Genomic DNA, 15,478 nt, shown 5'->3' on the forward strand with positions numbered 1-15,478 from the left:
ATTTATATGTAGATAATTTTCTGAATGGAAAGGTGATTTTTTTGTTCATCAGATTAGCTGCAAGAATATGCCCAGCTTACTACTGGGCAATCAAGTTAACTTGAATAAGTGAGCTGTAAGCCAGCACCAACCTCTTTAACAGGAGCATGCTTAGCTAAGTGTATCTTTGCTGCAAGGTCAGTACAGTGGCATGGGTGGATGTGCAATAAGTCCTGTTGAGTAAAGTAGTTGCCAGTCTGTTCTAAAAGATCATCTGAGGCTTGTTGTAAGTGAAAACCACCAATTACAGTGACTATTTTATTTATCCCAGTGACGTGTTTCGCATATTCAACAATATTGCAAATACCTGAATGAGAACAACCTGTTATTACAATCAGTCCTTCTGTTGTTGTAACTGCCAGAGCGGTGTCATCAAGGACATAGTCATCAACGTGTTGTTGGTTTTCATTAACCATAATACCGATTGGGTCTTTTCCTTCAAAATTATTATTCCGAGGTATTTGACCTAAAAATATAACGTTATCAGATAAATAGTATGGCTTTATAGATTCTATACAAGTGAAGTAGGCATCGAGTACATTTTTTGGGGTGTTTGCTCCAATCACTTTCGATTGAAACTGTTTTGGTTTTAATGCATCTGGATGATAAATAAGCTGTTTGGGGTGGTTTTCCTCAACGTTACGACGGTCAAAATACTGAATCAAATGACCTAATCCCCATGTGTGATCATTGTGGCCATGAGACAGTACAAGGTCGGTAATATCGGCTAGGTCAATATTGAGTATATGGGCATTATTAATAAAAATATCAGAGTAACCTGTATCAAATAATATTTTTTTGTCATCAGCTTCAATGTGATAGCAGACACCTGGCTCACCGCAAAAATAACTGTCGATGAGAGTGTTATTATCAACAAGAACGGTAATTTTAATTGTCATATTGGCTCGTCGTTATTCGAAATAATCGTTACATGTTATATCAGATAATTTGTTAGAAATATTCAATGGTAGTCAAACATGAATAAAGAAGAAAAAATACGAAAGAAAATAAAAATATGGGCACCATGAATAGTGCCCAACGGTTTAATAATTTAATTTAGTGGAGTTTTTTAATTGGTAGATCTTTTTTTTGCTCAATACTGTCAGATTGTTGTGTATCTTCGGCTTCAACGTGGAAGATAGAAATTATCTCTTCCAGTAAATTGGATTGAGACTCGAGTGCTTTTAGTGAAGATTGTAATTCACGTGTCATTGAAGCATTCGCTTGAGTCGTGTTATCTAATTCGTTGATAGCTAGGTGGATCTGGCTTACACCGTGAGTTTGCTCATTAGAGGCAAGGGCAACGCTTTGGATCATTTCGTTAATATTAGAGGTATCTTGAGCAATAGAGACAATATTATCGTTAGCATCTGCCGCCAGTTGGAAACAATGATTAATTTTATCATTTGAATTATTGATTAGTAATTTAATCTCTTTGGATGCTTGCGTACAGCTTATTGATAACTCGCGAACCTCATTAGCGACGACAGCAAAACCTTTCCCATGTTCACCCACTCGAGCGGCTTCAACAGCTGCATTAAGCGCCAACAAATTCGTTTGGAAGGCAATATTATCAATTGTAGATGTAATTTTGCTGATTTCTTTAGAGAAGTCGACGATATCATCCATATTCTCGACGACATCAGAAATTAGCTCATTGCTCTTATCTATGGTGATACTCGTTGCAGACATAAGCTGACAAGATTGATTTGTATGTGCTGTATTGAGCTTAAATGAAGAGTCGAGTTCTTCAACGCTGGCGGCAGTTTCAACAATTGCTGCGGCTTGCTGGTCTGCTCGGATGGACAAATCATGGTTCATTTGCGTAATATCATTCAACTCAACTTTAATATGGTGAGTGTTGTCATAAATATTTTTTACAATTTCAATAAGCTTACTTTGCATATTAGAGACATGCATTTTGAGCAGTTTTATTTCAGAAAGACCTTTATTATCAAATTGATGATAAAGAATACCTTGGCTGACTTTTTCGATACCATCAATAACTTGGTTGAGAGGGCGGATAAAGAAAAATTGCAAAATAAAACGGATGAATAGCGTGACAATGGAGATTATTGTAATGATCACAATAAGACCAATTATGCTTTGGTGATAAAGCTTTTCGCTTGAAATAGCGATGTCATGGTAATTTTTATTAAGCTGTTGGTGATAATTTATGTAATTTTTTTCAAATGCATCTTGAAATGATTGTGTGGGTTGATTTAAAAAATCGTAGGTTTTTCCTTCAACTAAGAACACAGAAAGTTCATTCAGTGCGGCATATAATGTATTATACGATTTTTCTAAATCGGTGAAAGCTGCATTGTTTTGATACATGGAACTTTCAGAAAAATTTTTCCAATATGTATTGGTTTGTGTCATTTTTTGATGGTAAAACTGAATAAGGCTGTCGATGTCAGTATTCGACGTTTTCATTTTATTGATGATCAATAAATGGCGAGAGCTTGCGCGGTTTAAGGTATTGCGTGCTTGAAGTAGAGATTGCCACGTATTGTTTAATTCAGTTTGCTCATTATAAATTATATCCAGGTCATTGAGTGTTGCTTGATACTGTTTTAACGAGCTAAAGAAAAACCAGCAAGTAGACAGTAGTAGTGTGATCAGCAGTCCTGAAATAAACCAGACCAACGTCGTCGTTTTGAGGCCAGTGAAGGTAAATTTAGCTGAGTTAAATTTAATTTTTTTTGAAGTATCAGACATCATTGATTATTTCCTTTCATACCATCGAGCAGTATGTTTTGAATACATACAAATAACGACTTTCAGACATAACATTGTTAGCGATAAGTGAATCAAAATTATCCTATAGACTAAAATGTTATATATAGTCACGCGAAAGCATCAGGCGTAGGGACTAACTCAATGTATCGGCACTCGTGATGGATACTTTACATGCAATAATATGACTTAGTTCATAAAAATGAATGAAATCTAAGTGTGTTTACTTATTTTTTGGAATGGTTAACAAAATGAAAAGAAAATTTATGAGCTATTGTTTGAATTGATAATGCTGTTAACTTTTCAATAGTAAGAAAGGATAATAAGCTAAATGTAAAAAGGAATTGAACTCTTATGTTTTCATTATTCTTAAAATGTCTAATTGGTGCTGTAGCTGTACTTATCATTGCATTATTTTCACGGAGTAAAGTTTATTATATTGCTGGATTGGTGCCTTTATTTCCAACTTTTGCGCTTATCGCACATGTGATTGTTGTGCAGGAGCAAGGCACTGAGGCATTAAGAAAAACTGCATTATTTGGGTTATGGTCATTAATTCCTTATGCTATGTATCTACTTACAGTTTATATATTTGCAACGAAAATGACGGCTTGGGGTAGTTTGAGTTTAGCAACAATAATATGGATAATTACTGCTGCTATTTTAGTTTATATTTGGCAACTTATTCAGTAGATTATAAAAATGAATGGCCTGATTCGCTTTGAGGTCGCAAAACAATAAGTATAAACTATAATGATGTTTACTGTTTTCTCATGGATTATCTATATAAAATGTTATTAAGATCTTTAGTTCTATTACTTGTTGCTGGGTGTGCATACATAGCGGGGATCATGACCGAAGTGACTATTGACCCAGAATTAGATACGGATAGTAGAGTGAGAAGCTCAGTTGAAGACTTCTTGGCATATCCGTCGGCAGCAACGTACAAAAATGTAAAATATTATGTACTAACGAAAAGTGATGAAGGTGAGGAAACAGGATACTATTGCGGTGAAGTCTTTGGTTTTGAAAATGAATTACCCCATGGCTATAAGCGATTTATTGTTAGGCTACATAAGAATAAAACGGGTAAGGTGATGATTTCAATTCCATTTGTTGAAAAGACAGATGATATTATTCCCCCTGAACAATTTGAATCTGTTTGGGAGCGCTATTGCCACCGTGGTGAATAGCCTATCTTAGAAAATTAACATTGATTAGCCAACAGTCTAACTAATGTAGGATTTTTAGCGAATTTTAATCGCTAATGTTGATAGGAATGTTGGTAAATAACGGTCAACAATAAAACGTGGATGTGGCTGCCAATCTTCCTCAAATCCTGCAATATGAAAGCCAGCTTTAATTTGTCCACCAATTAAATCATTTAAAGAATGGCCAAACACAAAGGCTTCTTGGTGTTCAGTCTTGTATGCAATTTGCTCTTCAGATAAAGTGCTTAATTCCGAAAAAGGCATAGTATAACTTGGTTTTATAAGGCCTTGCTCATGGTATTTTTTATCCCGGTCGCCAATAAAAACTACGGGGTTAAAAAAGCTAGATAATAATTTTCCTTCTGTTTTTAATACACGATGGCATTCTTGCCATACAGGATTTACATCTGGAATATATAGGTTAGATATAGGGTGGAAAATAATATCAAATTCTTCGCGAGCAAACATAGATAACGAACGCATATCACCTTGTACAGTTTCTAATGTTAAATGATCGCGTTCTGCGACCATTATATCCTGTTCAAGTTGTTTTATTGAAAAGTCAAAAACGGTAACTTTAGCACCCGCAGCTGCTAATACAGGAGCTTGCTGACCACCGCCAGATGCAAGGCAAAGAATTTTTTTCCCTTTAATATCACCTAGCCAATCTTTTGATACTGGGGTAGGGGTAAGGTGAACTTGCCAGTGACCTTGTTTAGCATCATGAATAGTTTGTGAATCCACAGGTGTCGACCAAGCTTGTTGCGACTCTGCCTGTTTGTCCCATGCCTTTTGGTTTACAGTAAGAAAATCTGTCATAAAATGTACTCTTTAATACAATAATGTATCTAGTTTATCAAAACGTGAGCAAATTAAAATAAAAATGTACTAGATGGTACTAAAAAATTATCTGCCGATAACTAAATAGTATTCTATTTCATCGAAAATAAAGTTAGCGACAACACTCATACCTAATTTCTGGTGAGCCGCTAATGAACGTAAATTTTTTGTGTTAATAAAAGCAACGGGTTTACCTGTATTGAGTGCGCAAACTTTGTCATATAAAGTTTTGAGGATATCTTTGCCTCTGTATTCTTTATTGATACAAACAGGCCCATAAAACCAATTATTTTTAACTAGGTGAGGAAACTGTTCGATAATAAATGAAGCTAAAGGGGGTAGTGTGGCCGATGACGACCTAAAGCTAAAAACCACACCGATAACGTCTTGAGCCGCTACCGCAATAATGGTTCCTGTGCTTCCCATCAACATATCCTTAACCTTAGGAAGTGGAAATTCGCCAAGAAGCTCACCATGGTTAGAAGGGGCATTAGCTTGTAATAAATGAGCGACTTTGAGGCTATCTGTCAGATCCATTAAGCGATATTGAATAAACATTTAACTCTCCATTTGTCTTAGCTGAAATAAATTTTAGAATGAAATAATTAGCCTAATTACACCTTATTGAAATCGTGATTTTTTCATTTCATAATGATGAAAATTATCTTCTTACTATGAAATTAACATGCTAGCAAAATTATATCCTGTATTTTTACTTATCATTTCAAATGTGTTCATGATGTTTGCTTGGTATGGACATTTGAAGTTTACGACGAAACCTTTATATGTGGTGGTATTTTTTAGTTGGCTAATTGCTTTTGTTGAATATTGCTTTGCTGTACCTGCAAACCGGTTGGGGCATCAGTTTTATAGTGCTGCAGAATTGAAAACAATGCAGGAAGTTATCACTCTTTGTGTTTTTGTGCTCTTTTCAGTTTTATATTTAGGAGAGAGTATAACAGTTAATCATATTATTGGTTTTGCCCTTATTTTTGTGGGGGCCTTCTTTATTTTCAAAGGCCCTTTTTAAAAAATAAAAGGGGGAGATCAATACCTGTTCCTTTTATTTTGGTAGCGCTGGAGGGGCTATGTTATGCCCAACCTTTTTTGTGAAATTCTTTTAGGACTGTGACGAATTGTTCCATTTCTTCAGGAGTTCCTAATGTTAAACGGTTCCAGCCTACAGCAGGTGGGAATTCTCTTCCTACCATCACATTTGCATCTGCCATGCGTTGCTTATAGGCTTTTACATCACCTTTTACTTTATGGAAAATAAAGTTTGCCTGTGATGGGGCATATTCGAGTCCAATTTCTTTTAGTGCAGTTTCGACAATTTTACGCGATAAATTATTGGATTTAAGACTGTTTGCGATAAAGGTTTTATCTTTTAATGAGGCGAGGGCAGCAACAGCCCCTGCTGTATTTGTGTTATCAATAGATAAAAATTCATCTACGGCAGTAGTAACCTCTGGTATCGCTATTCCATAACCAACACGTAATCCCGCTAGCGCAAATATTTTTGAAAATGTTCGTGTAACAATAAGATTTTTTTGGCCTTTTTTAACTAATTCTATTGCACTGACAAAGCTAGGGTCTTCGACAAACTCAGCATAAGCCTCATCAACAATAAAAAATTGGTTATCGGGAGCTTTACTCATCCAGCCATCTAACTGGCTATGAGGGGTAATCATGGCAGTCGGGTTGTTTGGATTACAGATATAAATCATGGATAAACCATCAAAATTATTTGCCGCTTGCTCCATTTTTTGTAAATCAAAAGATAAATCTGCTTTTAGAGGAACCTTTGTAATTTGTACACCAAGTGGAAGTGAGTACAGCTCGGCATAATTAAATGTAGGATCAGGGGTAACCAGTTGAATTTTGATCCCTTGGTTTCTAGCTTTATTTGCCAACATGGCAACAGTGGCTTGAATGGTTTCTGATGAGCCATTACCGATGCTGACATGTTTATCAGATAAATCATAAAGAGAGCCAATACTGGTGATTAATTCAGCTCTAGCATCGTCAGGATAGCGAAAAGAATTAGGTAACGCGGCAATAATTGCATCTTTAGCCTTTGGTGACATCCCTAATGAGTTTTCATTGAAATTAAGCAATAAAGGATGCTTAGCATCAGGTAGTTTTACCGATGCTGTGTTAGCAGAAGCTTGATTTATAAATGTATTTAGCGCTAATCCACCTGCTACTAATGAAGTGGATTTTAGAAATGAACGACGATCCATAATTATTCCCTGAAATTATTATTCTTGAGCTCATTAGATTACTCAAAATAACCTCAAAGTAAATAATTATATGGTTAAAATGACTTTTTATTCACTTTTTATGTTGCTGATAGTGATCTCGGGTAGAAGGAGTAATGCTAATAAAGCTAATATGATGAAAACCATAGATAAAAATTTAGGTTGTTATTTTCTGCAAAATGGAAGATTGCAAATTGAATTTTAATGGTTATATAATTTATTATATAACAAGGTGGTAAATTGGAGTAAGAATGAAATTATTTATGTTTTACATTGGTGGTAATGCAGGCAAATCAAATATAGAGGTTCACGATATCCAGTTTGTTATTGCAGAAAAACCAGAGGATGCTTGGCCTACATTGAGAGAAGCTTGGTTTGGTGATAAAGATAAGATTCATATTGACGGCTATGCAGTTATTACATGGGCTGATGGTTTTGATGTGATCCTAAGCCGAGAACCATCAAAAACTAGCCATAAATTATATTTTGTTAATGTCGGCGGGTATACTCCAAACAGCTTAGCAGAATTACATGAGTTTGATCTTTTTGTTGCGAAAACAGCGGATGATGCAAAACAAAAGGCAATTAAAAAGTTGCTAGTTAACAGTGAACAACAACATAAAGATAATTTGAAAGATGTGGATGACTGCGTATTCCTAGAGCAAGTTGGTGATTTTTATATTCACCTAACAGAAAACAAACAGGGAGAACACTTTGTCCCACAGTTGCAAGGTTATCAGCCTATTGGCCTGTAAGAATAATCAGGTCAAATAACTAACAGGGTAGCATTTACTACCCTGAGTTTTCAATTACTGGGCTTGTACTGGTGTATTCGGTGTGATTTCGACCACGGCAACTTTAACCATATATTGTTTGCCGTTTTCACCTTTAGGAACATCTGCAACTATTTTTTTAAGAGCTTCTTCTGGTTGACTTGTTTGTATTGACGTTGAATATTGCATCATACCTTGGTGGTGTCTATTATAGTTATTATTGCGATAGTTATCGCAAGGGCGATTATTATACTGTTGCTGATTTTGGTACCCGCCTCGATGCCAAGAACCATTACTATTTCCGTAGCCATCACCATGATATGCGAATGTTGAGAAACTTGCTGCCAATAAACTTGTCGAAATAATTAACGGTTTAAGAATATTCATATTTAATCCCCTTTAGAATATTTATTAATTATTATATTGGCAGTTAAATAAATTAATTCAATTTAATTTACTTATATAAATGAATAAATCATATTTCATACAACTTTAATTCATTATTTCTTCATAATGAAGATGAATTGTTAAAATAATTAAATTACCGTTAATTTATGGGTTTTCTGAAAAGAATTTAGCAAGTTTGCTGAGTGAGGTGATTGATGCAACAGCAATATCTTTATTGTAATCGTCGCATAGATTTAATAAGCGGTCTATGGCATGTTGCTGTTCAATAGAACATTTATAATCACCGAGTGCATTAATTGCTGCGATTTTAACATCATTGTTTGTACCATAAGTTAATTCAACTAAATTTTTAACGATTTTTTCTTTCATAAATTAATTAGCAATAAAGATATTGGAATGTGTTAAGTATAAATCGATAAGAAAAAACTTAAAATGTTTTTTTTATCAATGATTAATAAAATAATATAAAAACAACTAATGCTAATGAAAATAAATGATTTTCATGAAAAAATGTTATTGGTTATTAAATAATAAAATGCGTACAAGAAGTCACAAACTAGCGACCTCAAAGGCTCATTTTGTTCACTGTTATGGCACGTATGTCATTATAATGAGTTAAGCAAACATATCATATGAAGGATAACTGGTTGAAACGTATAAAAACAAAGCTCTTGATCGTTTTATTGTTAGCTCTGGGGGTTTTTGCCTATCATTTTTATAGCACTATTGGTGATTCAGACATTGAAAGTACAGCTAAGCAGTTGGTAGATAAGAAGTTAAACCAATCAGGCGAGATTACATTTAAGGACGTCAGAATCGCTTTGAAGAGTGAATATAAAGAGGGAAATAGCTACCGAGTTTGTGGGCTATATCGTACGTCTTCGCAAGATGAGATGCTTCCATTCGTTGCCAACGTGAGTGTGCAAGAAGGTAAAATTTCAGAGCATACTCAACTGATTGTGAGTGAAACATCAGAGCTAAAATTATCAATAGAAAAATTATGTGCTAAAGCACCTTAATATGAAAAAGAGCGCAATTTTACTGTTGCGCTCTTATCTCGATGAGATTTATTCTGATTACGACTTGTTCAGGAGTAACTCAGTTTGAATTTTACACGCAGAGATTGAGTCATTTAATGATTTAGCAAACTCTTCGTCATTCTTGAACTGAGATTTATTGCTACGAATTGCATCAATAGCGGATGTGAGGTTTTGGCGAAGGTCTGTCTCAACTGTCTCCAGCTTTTTCAAATCGACATTTTCATTTTTTAATTTTGCAATTGTTTCAAGGGTTAGGTCACTACTGCTTTTGTTAGTGCTGTATGCTTCGTTTAGCGCTTGACCTGTTATTTCACAATAATCCTTGGCCAGTTCACTAATATTTAAAGGGGCATTGGCTGCCATGGTTATAGCTGGTGACAGGCAAAGAGCCAGTAATAAACGCTTCATAGTCATACCTCTGTTTGCACTCAATGAATAGTTATTCTAAATAATATCTAGAAATTACTATAGCAGATTAGGACTAAAACGGGGATGTTGTGTTGCATTTCGCACCATTTCATAAAAAAGAGCCAGTATAAATACTGGCCGCTATAAATTAGCAAAAGCAATGTAAATGAAAATTACGTTATATACTTTATCATATAACGATTAAGGGTAAAGCGATTTTAGTGAAGAGAGTGAAAATACCTTGTTAACTATGATCTTGATCAGGCTTTAGGGATATGAAGATAAAAGTTGGGAGGGAAGAGATAAGAAGCTGACTGTTGCTATAAAGCGACTGTCAGCTGCTGTGAATAATGGTGATTAATTATTTTTTAGCCAATGGCCGTGTTTTAAAACATCTTCAACAAGCTCATGTAAAACGATATGAGCTTCATTATCGTTATGAAAACCCTTAGTTGAGAAAGTTGTTGGCCCACTATCATGGGTGATCAATAAGTTACTGCTAGGGTAGACCTCTAAAACACGCGCTTTTAGCTCTGCACAAAACGCATCATAAGTTTTAGCAGGGAGCTGTTCAATTGAGTCATCAGATACTTTAATCGTAATTTCCATATGTTAACCTCTTGTCAATAAAGCGAATTTACGTTCAGTGTATTGTTATCAGAAAGTATAAGCAATATTCGTTTTTTGATTGTCATAATGTGATTTTAGGTGCTGAGTTTTTTTATGAAATAATAAAATAGCACTATTTTAAATTTAAAATAAAAATGGTTATTGCTTATTTTTAATTTAATTTAAAAGCAAGTTTTATATTTAAAATAATAAATTTAATTTAATTTTATGTAATGAATTAAGATTAACCATTAACTAAAATAGTTAATGGTTTAAATAATCAGCTAAAAATCAAACGATTGATTTTTTAAGTCGGGTAATTTTCTCTTGTTTTTATACCTTTGATTTTTTTGATTATTTTATTTTTTCTGCATTTGGCTTAATTGGGTTTTTTGTATTTTTGGCGGTTAATGAACAGTGAGAAGAGAAATGAATTTACATTAAAGATAAAAAAATATAATTTCATGACAGATTGGATTTTACATTAATTATATTTTTGTTTTTATTTTAGTGGTTATATTTAAATGTTTAGCTGATATGGGGCAAAATTAATTGCTAACGAGTTACGTTAGCTTATTTAATAAAAAAGGAGAGTAATTTGATAGAATTTATAAATTCATTAACGAATATTATTTGGGGTTCGCTACTCATTTATTTGCTACTCGGTGCAGGGTTGTATTTCACGATTCGTTCAGGTTTTATTCAAATTAGGCATTTTAGTCATATGTTTGGTATTCTGAAAAATAGTAAACAATCTGATAGTTCTGGGATTTCTTCATTCCAGGCATTATGTACCAGCCTAGCAGCGCGCGTTGGAACAGGAAATTTAACGGGTGTCGCTATCGCATTAACAGCAGGGGGGCCTGGTGCGATATTTTGGATGTGGGTAGTGGCTTTACTTGGAATGGCAACGTCATTTGTCGAATGTACACTAGCACAGCTGTATAAAACAAAAGATGACCAAGGAAACTATCGTGGCGGGCCTTCTTATTATATGCAAAAGGGCCTGAATCAACGTTGGATGGGTATCCTTTTTTCTGTTTTTCTTATTATTGCATTTGGGTTAGTATTTAATGCCGTTCAGGCTAATTCAATCGCTCAAGCGACCGCAGTTGCTTTTGACTTCAACCCACTTTATGTCGGTATCAGCTTAGTTATTCTGAGTGGTGTGATTATTTTTGGTGGATTAAAATCAATAGCAAAAGTGGCAGAGCTTGTTGTACCTATTATGGCGCTCGCTTACCTGCTTTTAGCTTTCTGGGTTGTTGGACACCATATCGAACGCTTACCCGATGTGTTTATGATGATTATTCGTAATGCCTTTGGGCTACAAGAAGCTGCAGGAGGCGCAGTGGGTTATGGTGTCGCCCAAGCGATGACTCAAGGCATTCAGCGGGGCTTATTTTCTAATGAAGCGGGAATGGGGTCAGCACCAAATGCAGCAGCATCAGCCTCTCCTTACCCACCTCATCCAGCTTCCCAAGGATATATTCAAATGCTTGGGGTCTTTATGGATACAATCGTGATTTGTAGCGCAACAGCGATTATTATTTTATCGTCTGGGGTATTAGATAGTGGGGTTGATAAAATTAATGGCATTGAATTGACACAGTTAGCATTGTCATCAGCGGTGGGAAGTTGGGGGAGCACATTTATTGCGATTGCGATATTTTTCTTTGCTTTTACGTCAATCATTGCAAATTATGCTTACGCAGAAAGTAATATGATCTTTTTGGAGAATAACCATACTGCGGGGCTATTTATTTTCCGTATAGCGGCACTTGGTATGGTGATGTTTGGTGCGTTGGCTGAAATGCCATTTATCTGGAAGTTAGCTGATTTATCTATGGGGTTAATGGCTGTGACAAACCTCATTGCAATTCTTTTATTATCGGGGATCGCATTTAAACTAGCCAAAGATTACAACCAACAATTAGCCGCGGGGAAAATTCCCACATTTGATATCAACCAACATCCTGAATTAAAAAAACAATTTGAAGAAGGGATTTGGGAAAAAGATCAGGTTGAAAAATGGGTTGAAAAAGAAAGCTCCCGTTAATTAATAAGATATTAAATCATAAAATTCTTAGGGTAATACCTAGGAATTTTTTTTATGTAAAGAAAAGTGCTTGCATTCCAATGTGTTGAGCTATAAGGTTTTTTAAAAGAATAACCATTTTGTTATCGGACATATTGTTTGGGGTAACTGGCAGAGAAAATCATGAAATTAGGTCAATACGCAGCGACACTGTATGGGGTTATTTCTATCCTATTGTGGAGCACCATGGTTGGGCTGATCCGTAGTGTTAGCGAAAACTTCGGCCCTGTCGGTGGCGCGGCATTAGTGTATACCATTGGTTCGATTGTTTTAGTTTTAGCAATGGGCCTTCCAAAGATAAAACAATACCCTAAACGTTATTTATTTTGGGGGACATTACTGTTTGTTAGCTATGAAATATGTTTTGTGCTAGCACTGGGTTTAGCCAATAATCGTCAGCAAGCGATTGAGCTAGGAATGGTGAATTATCTATGGCCAAGTTTTACTATCGCTTTAGCTGTTTTTTTTAATCGCCAGCGTTTTACCGTATTACTTGCTATAGGGTTAATTCTTGCGTTTATGGGGCTTGTCTGGGTTATTTCTGGCGATCAGCCACTTTCCACTGAGTCTATTTTAGCCAATATTCAAAGTAACCCACTCTGTTATTTTCTAGCCTTTATTGGCGCGATCTTCTGGTCATTTTATAGCAATGTAACGAAACGTATTTCAGGTGGGCACAATGGAATGGTGTTATTTTTTATAATGACGGCAATAGGGCTGTGGATTCTTTATTTATTTAGCACACCAAGTGAATTTAATCTTACGACAAATAGCCTGACGCTTCTCCTTATCGCTGCTATTGCGACAGGTGGGGCGAATGCATTGTGGACTTTCGCTGTTATCAAAGGCAATGTGGCCTTTTTAGGCACACTTTCATATTTCACACCCGTTATTTCAACAGCCTTTGCATCCATTTTATTGAGTACTGCATTAACACTCGGTTTTTGGCAAGGGGTATTAATGGTAACAATTGGTTCAATTATTTGTTTTCTTGCGACCAGGCAAAAGCAGGTTAAATAGAGAGAAAACAGCTCAAAAGGTGGGCTGTTTTCTGTTTGATTTAGAGATTACACATTAATAAATTTATTTATGGCGATCGCCACACCATCTTCTTCATTGGTTGTGGTGACAAATTTTGCCATTCTCCGTATGGGCTCAGCCGCATTTTCCATCGCGACAGAAACGCTGGCATATTGCAGCATTTGAATATCATTATTTTGATCGCCAATACTCATGACTTTATCGGGTGTAAGGCCTAATTTTTCACAAATAATCTGAAGTGCAGCACCTTTATTCGCTGCTTTATTAGATATTTCAAGAAAATAAGGGCTGGTTCTCGTTAAGGCATAATTGTCGAAGACATTTTCAGGAATGTAACTAATACCTGTTTCTAGGGTTTCAGGATGGTCAATCATCATAAACTTCGTGAAAGCAAGGGACGTGTCCATTTCATTGACAGGACAATAAACCAATGGGGTATTAGTGAGATAGGCATCCATCACAGTGTAGTGGCTAATATGACGATTAGCAGTGAACATCGTATTGTCCGCAAGTGCATGCATGTGAATACCTACATTTCTGGCAAGTTCTTCAAAATACTGAAAATCATCAAAATCTAACGGTACTTCCACTAAATGGCTGCCATCGCTAGCTTGATGGATAACACTGCCATTATTGCTTATGCAATAGTTATTAGCGGTATTTAAGCCTAACTCTTTAAGGTAAGGGGCGATCCCTGAAAAAGGGCGTCCTGATGCGAGTACAACATAAACCCCTTTTTGACTGGCTTGTATGACGGCATCTTTAACTGCTGGGGAGATTTGGTGTTGGGGATTGAGTAATGTGCCATCTAAATCAATAGCAACCAGTTTGATAGACATCCACTGCCTCCTGAAGTTAATACATTACCACAGTACCTTACTCTAATTATTCGGAATGTAAATTATCTAAGTGGGTATAAATTAAGTTATGGATACGCAAAAGTGTCCTTGAACAGTGCATAATTTCAGCGGCTGTTCAAGGTATTAAACTGGATGCTTGGTTGAAATGACAATGTGTTAGAACATTAATTAGTAAATTCAAAGAATTAATGTGATTAACACATGTTCACTCATACTCTCGGGTTAAGTGCAGTGGTTGTTTTACATCGAGTTGAATTTGGTCATTTTGCCTAAAATCAAAGGGTGTAATGCCATACTCTTTACGGAACATATAGGTAAAGTGAGATTGGGAACCAAAACCAAAATCGAGAGCGATATCAAAGATAGATTGGCTACTATTACGTAATAAATTAACAGCCCCTGCTAAACGGCGCTGGCGAATGTATTTTCCTAAGGAAATTCCGGTGACTTCTTTGAATATTTTTTGCATATGCCAAAGTGAGTAGCCAGAGTAGGCTGCGAGCTCTTCTAGATGTATGACTCGACCCAAATGTTCTTCTATCCATTTACTCAACGCATAGACAAGTGCTAAGTGGTTATCTTGTGGCATCTCAAATAATTTCTTGTTTTACGGTAGTAGAAGTATACACAACTTCATTTCCCCATGACAAAGGCTGGTTGTGCGATATTCAGCAATTTTTGAATAAAAAAAGCACAAACAGAATAAGTTAACAAAGGATAGCGCTTAAAATAAGCATAATTATTGTAAAGATGTGCCAATTGCTTATTTTCCTCAAATTTCAAGTAATGAATTGGCGTACTATTCGTTATTCGAAAATTTACCCGCAATGCAGCCAAAATGCACAGTCATAAAATGATAGTGCATAAGCATTGTAATCATTTGAAAGATAAAAATCATCTTTGTTATTCTGAAGGAATGCCCAGTGTTCAGCCGTATCATTGTTATCACCGTGAGTGTTTTGTTAGTTTGCTTGTTTCTTTACTTACTTGCTATGGATAACGTGTGCGATCAAGGTGGGGATAACTTTATTGTTGGAATTTGTCGTGTAACCGACTTGTTACCATTTTGAATTTGCTTTTTAATGCACAATACTTGATATTGAAGCGCGATAATAATTATTCAGTATCGTTGCGTAATGGATGAATAAAGG

General features: G+C 35.6%; 19 protein-coding genes. 8 read left to right on the plus strand and 11 right to left on the minus strand.

What is annotated here, in order from left to right; genetic code table 11:
- Positions 1–95: 95 nt before the first annotated feature.
- Positions 96–938, minus strand: coding sequence for an MBL fold metallo-hydrolase (locus AABS66_RS04815; protein WP_206086435.1), 843 nt, complete (start codon positions 936–938; stop codon positions 96–98).
- A gap of 157 nt (positions 939–1,095) precedes the next feature.
- Positions 1,096–2,763, minus strand: coding sequence for a methyl-accepting chemotaxis protein (locus AABS66_RS04820; protein ID WP_206086437.1), 1,668 nt, complete (start codon positions 2,761–2,763; stop codon positions 1,096–1,098).
- A 369-nt stretch (positions 2,764–3,132) separates the two neighbouring features.
- Between AABS66_RS04820 and AABS66_RS04825 the strand changes: the two genes are divergently transcribed.
- Both AABS66_RS04825 and AABS66_RS04830 read left to right on the plus strand, forming a co-directional pair.
- Entirely contained in the window at positions 3,133–3,471 is a 339-nt protein-coding gene (locus tag AABS66_RS04825) for a GlpM family protein (protein WP_206086439.1), read from the plus strand.
- 98 nt (positions 3,472–3,569) lie between these two features.
- Entirely contained in the window at positions 3,570–3,971 is a 402-nt protein-coding gene (locus tag AABS66_RS04830) for a hypothetical protein (RefSeq protein WP_206086441.1), read from the plus strand.
- 54 nt (positions 3,972–4,025) lie between these two features.
- Here AABS66_RS04830 and AABS66_RS04835 read toward each other — a convergent pair whose 3' ends face one another.
- The gene (locus AABS66_RS04835) at positions 4,026–4,808 is read right to left on the minus strand and encodes a class I SAM-dependent methyltransferase (protein ID WP_206086447.1); all 783 of its coding nucleotides are present in this window, start codon (positions 4,806–4,808) and stop codon (positions 4,026–4,028) included.
- 87 nt (positions 4,809–4,895) lie between these two features.
- On the minus strand, positions 4,896–5,387 hold the full coding sequence (locus tag AABS66_RS04840) for an N-acetyltransferase (RefSeq protein ID WP_206086449.1): 492 nt from the start codon (positions 5,385–5,387) through the stop codon (positions 4,896–4,898).
- A gap of 127 nt (positions 5,388–5,514) precedes the next feature.
- Between AABS66_RS04840 and AABS66_RS04845 the strand changes: the two genes are divergently transcribed.
- On the plus strand, positions 5,515–5,859 hold the full coding sequence (locus tag AABS66_RS04845) for a DMT family protein (RefSeq protein WP_206086451.1): 345 nt from the start codon (positions 5,515–5,517) through the stop codon (positions 5,857–5,859).
- A 61-nt stretch (positions 5,860–5,920) separates the two neighbouring features.
- Here AABS66_RS04845 and AABS66_RS04850 read toward each other — a convergent pair whose 3' ends face one another.
- Positions 5,921–7,072: a pyridoxal phosphate-dependent aminotransferase gene (locus tag AABS66_RS04850; RefSeq protein WP_430224619.1), complete on the minus strand. Its 1,152-nt coding sequence runs from the start codon at positions 7,070–7,072 to the stop codon at positions 5,921–5,923.
- A gap of 269 nt (positions 7,073–7,341) precedes the next feature.
- Here AABS66_RS04850 and AABS66_RS04855 point away from each other — a divergent pair, with 269 nt between their 5' ends.
- Positions 7,342–7,845, plus strand: coding sequence for a DUF1543 domain-containing protein (locus AABS66_RS04855; RefSeq protein ID WP_430224620.1), 504 nt, complete (start codon positions 7,342–7,344; stop codon positions 7,843–7,845).
- 54 nt (positions 7,846–7,899) lie between these two features.
- Here AABS66_RS04855 and AABS66_RS04860 read toward each other — a convergent pair whose 3' ends face one another.
- The gene (locus AABS66_RS04860; RefSeq protein WP_206086461.1) at positions 7,900–8,250 is read right to left on the minus strand and encodes a hypothetical protein; all 351 of its coding nucleotides are present in this window, start codon (positions 8,248–8,250) and stop codon (positions 7,900–7,902) included.
- A 165-nt stretch (positions 8,251–8,415) separates the two neighbouring features.
- Positions 8,416–8,640, minus strand: a complete 225-nt coding sequence (locus AABS66_RS04865) for a HEAT repeat domain-containing protein (protein WP_206086463.1) — start codon at positions 8,638–8,640, stop codon at positions 8,416–8,418.
- Between the two features lie 278 nt (positions 8,641–8,918).
- Here AABS66_RS04865 and AABS66_RS04870 point away from each other — a divergent pair, with 278 nt between their 5' ends.
- Positions 8,919–9,290, plus strand: a complete 372-nt coding sequence (locus AABS66_RS04870; protein ID WP_430224621.1) for a hypothetical protein — start codon at positions 8,919–8,921, stop codon at positions 9,288–9,290.
- A gap of 57 nt (positions 9,291–9,347) precedes the next feature.
- On the opposite strand, the gene AABS66_RS04875 is transcribed toward AABS66_RS04870, so the two are convergent.
- Together AABS66_RS04875 and AABS66_RS04880 are read right to left on the minus strand one after the other, a co-directional pair.
- On the minus strand, positions 9,348–9,719 hold the full coding sequence (locus tag AABS66_RS04875) for a hypothetical protein (RefSeq protein ID WP_241016902.1): 372 nt from the start codon (positions 9,717–9,719) through the stop codon (positions 9,348–9,350).
- A 357-nt stretch (positions 9,720–10,076) separates the two neighbouring features.
- The gene (locus AABS66_RS04880) at positions 10,077–10,328 is read right to left on the minus strand and encodes a DinI-like family protein (RefSeq protein ID WP_206086467.1); all 252 of its coding nucleotides are present in this window, start codon (positions 10,326–10,328) and stop codon (positions 10,077–10,079) included.
- A gap of 598 nt (positions 10,329–10,926) precedes the next feature.
- On the opposite strand from AABS66_RS04880, the gene AABS66_RS04885 reads away from it, so the two are divergent.
- Together AABS66_RS04885 and yddG are read left to right on the plus strand one after the other, a co-directional pair.
- Positions 10,927–12,387, plus strand: coding sequence for an alanine/glycine:cation symporter family protein (locus AABS66_RS04885; RefSeq protein WP_206086469.1), 1,461 nt, complete (start codon positions 10,927–10,929; stop codon positions 12,385–12,387).
- Between the two features lie 162 nt (positions 12,388–12,549).
- Positions 12,550–13,446, plus strand: a complete 897-nt coding sequence (gene yddG / locus AABS66_RS04890; RefSeq protein WP_206086477.1) for an aromatic amino acid DMT transporter YddG — start codon at positions 12,550–12,552, stop codon at positions 13,444–13,446.
- Positions 13,447–13,493: 47 nt separating this feature from the next.
- Here the strand turns inward: yddG and yidA are convergent, their stop codons facing one another.
- Together yidA and AABS66_RS04900 are read right to left on the minus strand one after the other, a co-directional pair.
- Complete coding sequence (yidA, locus tag AABS66_RS04895; protein ID WP_206086479.1) at positions 13,494–14,306, minus strand: sugar-phosphatase; 813 nt, start codon at positions 14,304–14,306, stop codon at positions 13,494–13,496.
- 226 nt (positions 14,307–14,532) lie between these two features.
- Positions 14,533–14,916 carry a helix-turn-helix domain-containing protein gene (locus AABS66_RS04900; RefSeq protein ID WP_206086481.1) on the minus strand — a complete coding sequence of 128 codons (384 nt, stop codon included), beginning with the start codon at positions 14,914–14,916 and terminating at the stop codon, positions 14,533–14,535.
- A 349-nt stretch (positions 14,917–15,265) separates the two neighbouring features.
- Here AABS66_RS04900 and mgrB point away from each other — a divergent pair, with 349 nt between their 5' ends.
- Positions 15,266–15,397: a PhoP/PhoQ regulator MgrB gene (mgrB, locus tag AABS66_RS04905; protein WP_371007564.1), complete on the plus strand. Its 132-nt coding sequence runs from the start codon at positions 15,266–15,268 to the stop codon at positions 15,395–15,397.
- The last annotated feature ends 81 nt before the right edge of the window (positions 15,398–15,478 follow it).

It is taken from the genome of Providencia sp. SP181, from assembly GCF_050446505.1.
Taxonomy (GTDB): Bacteria; Pseudomonadota; Gammaproteobacteria; order Enterobacterales; family Enterobacteriaceae; genus Providencia; species Providencia vermicola.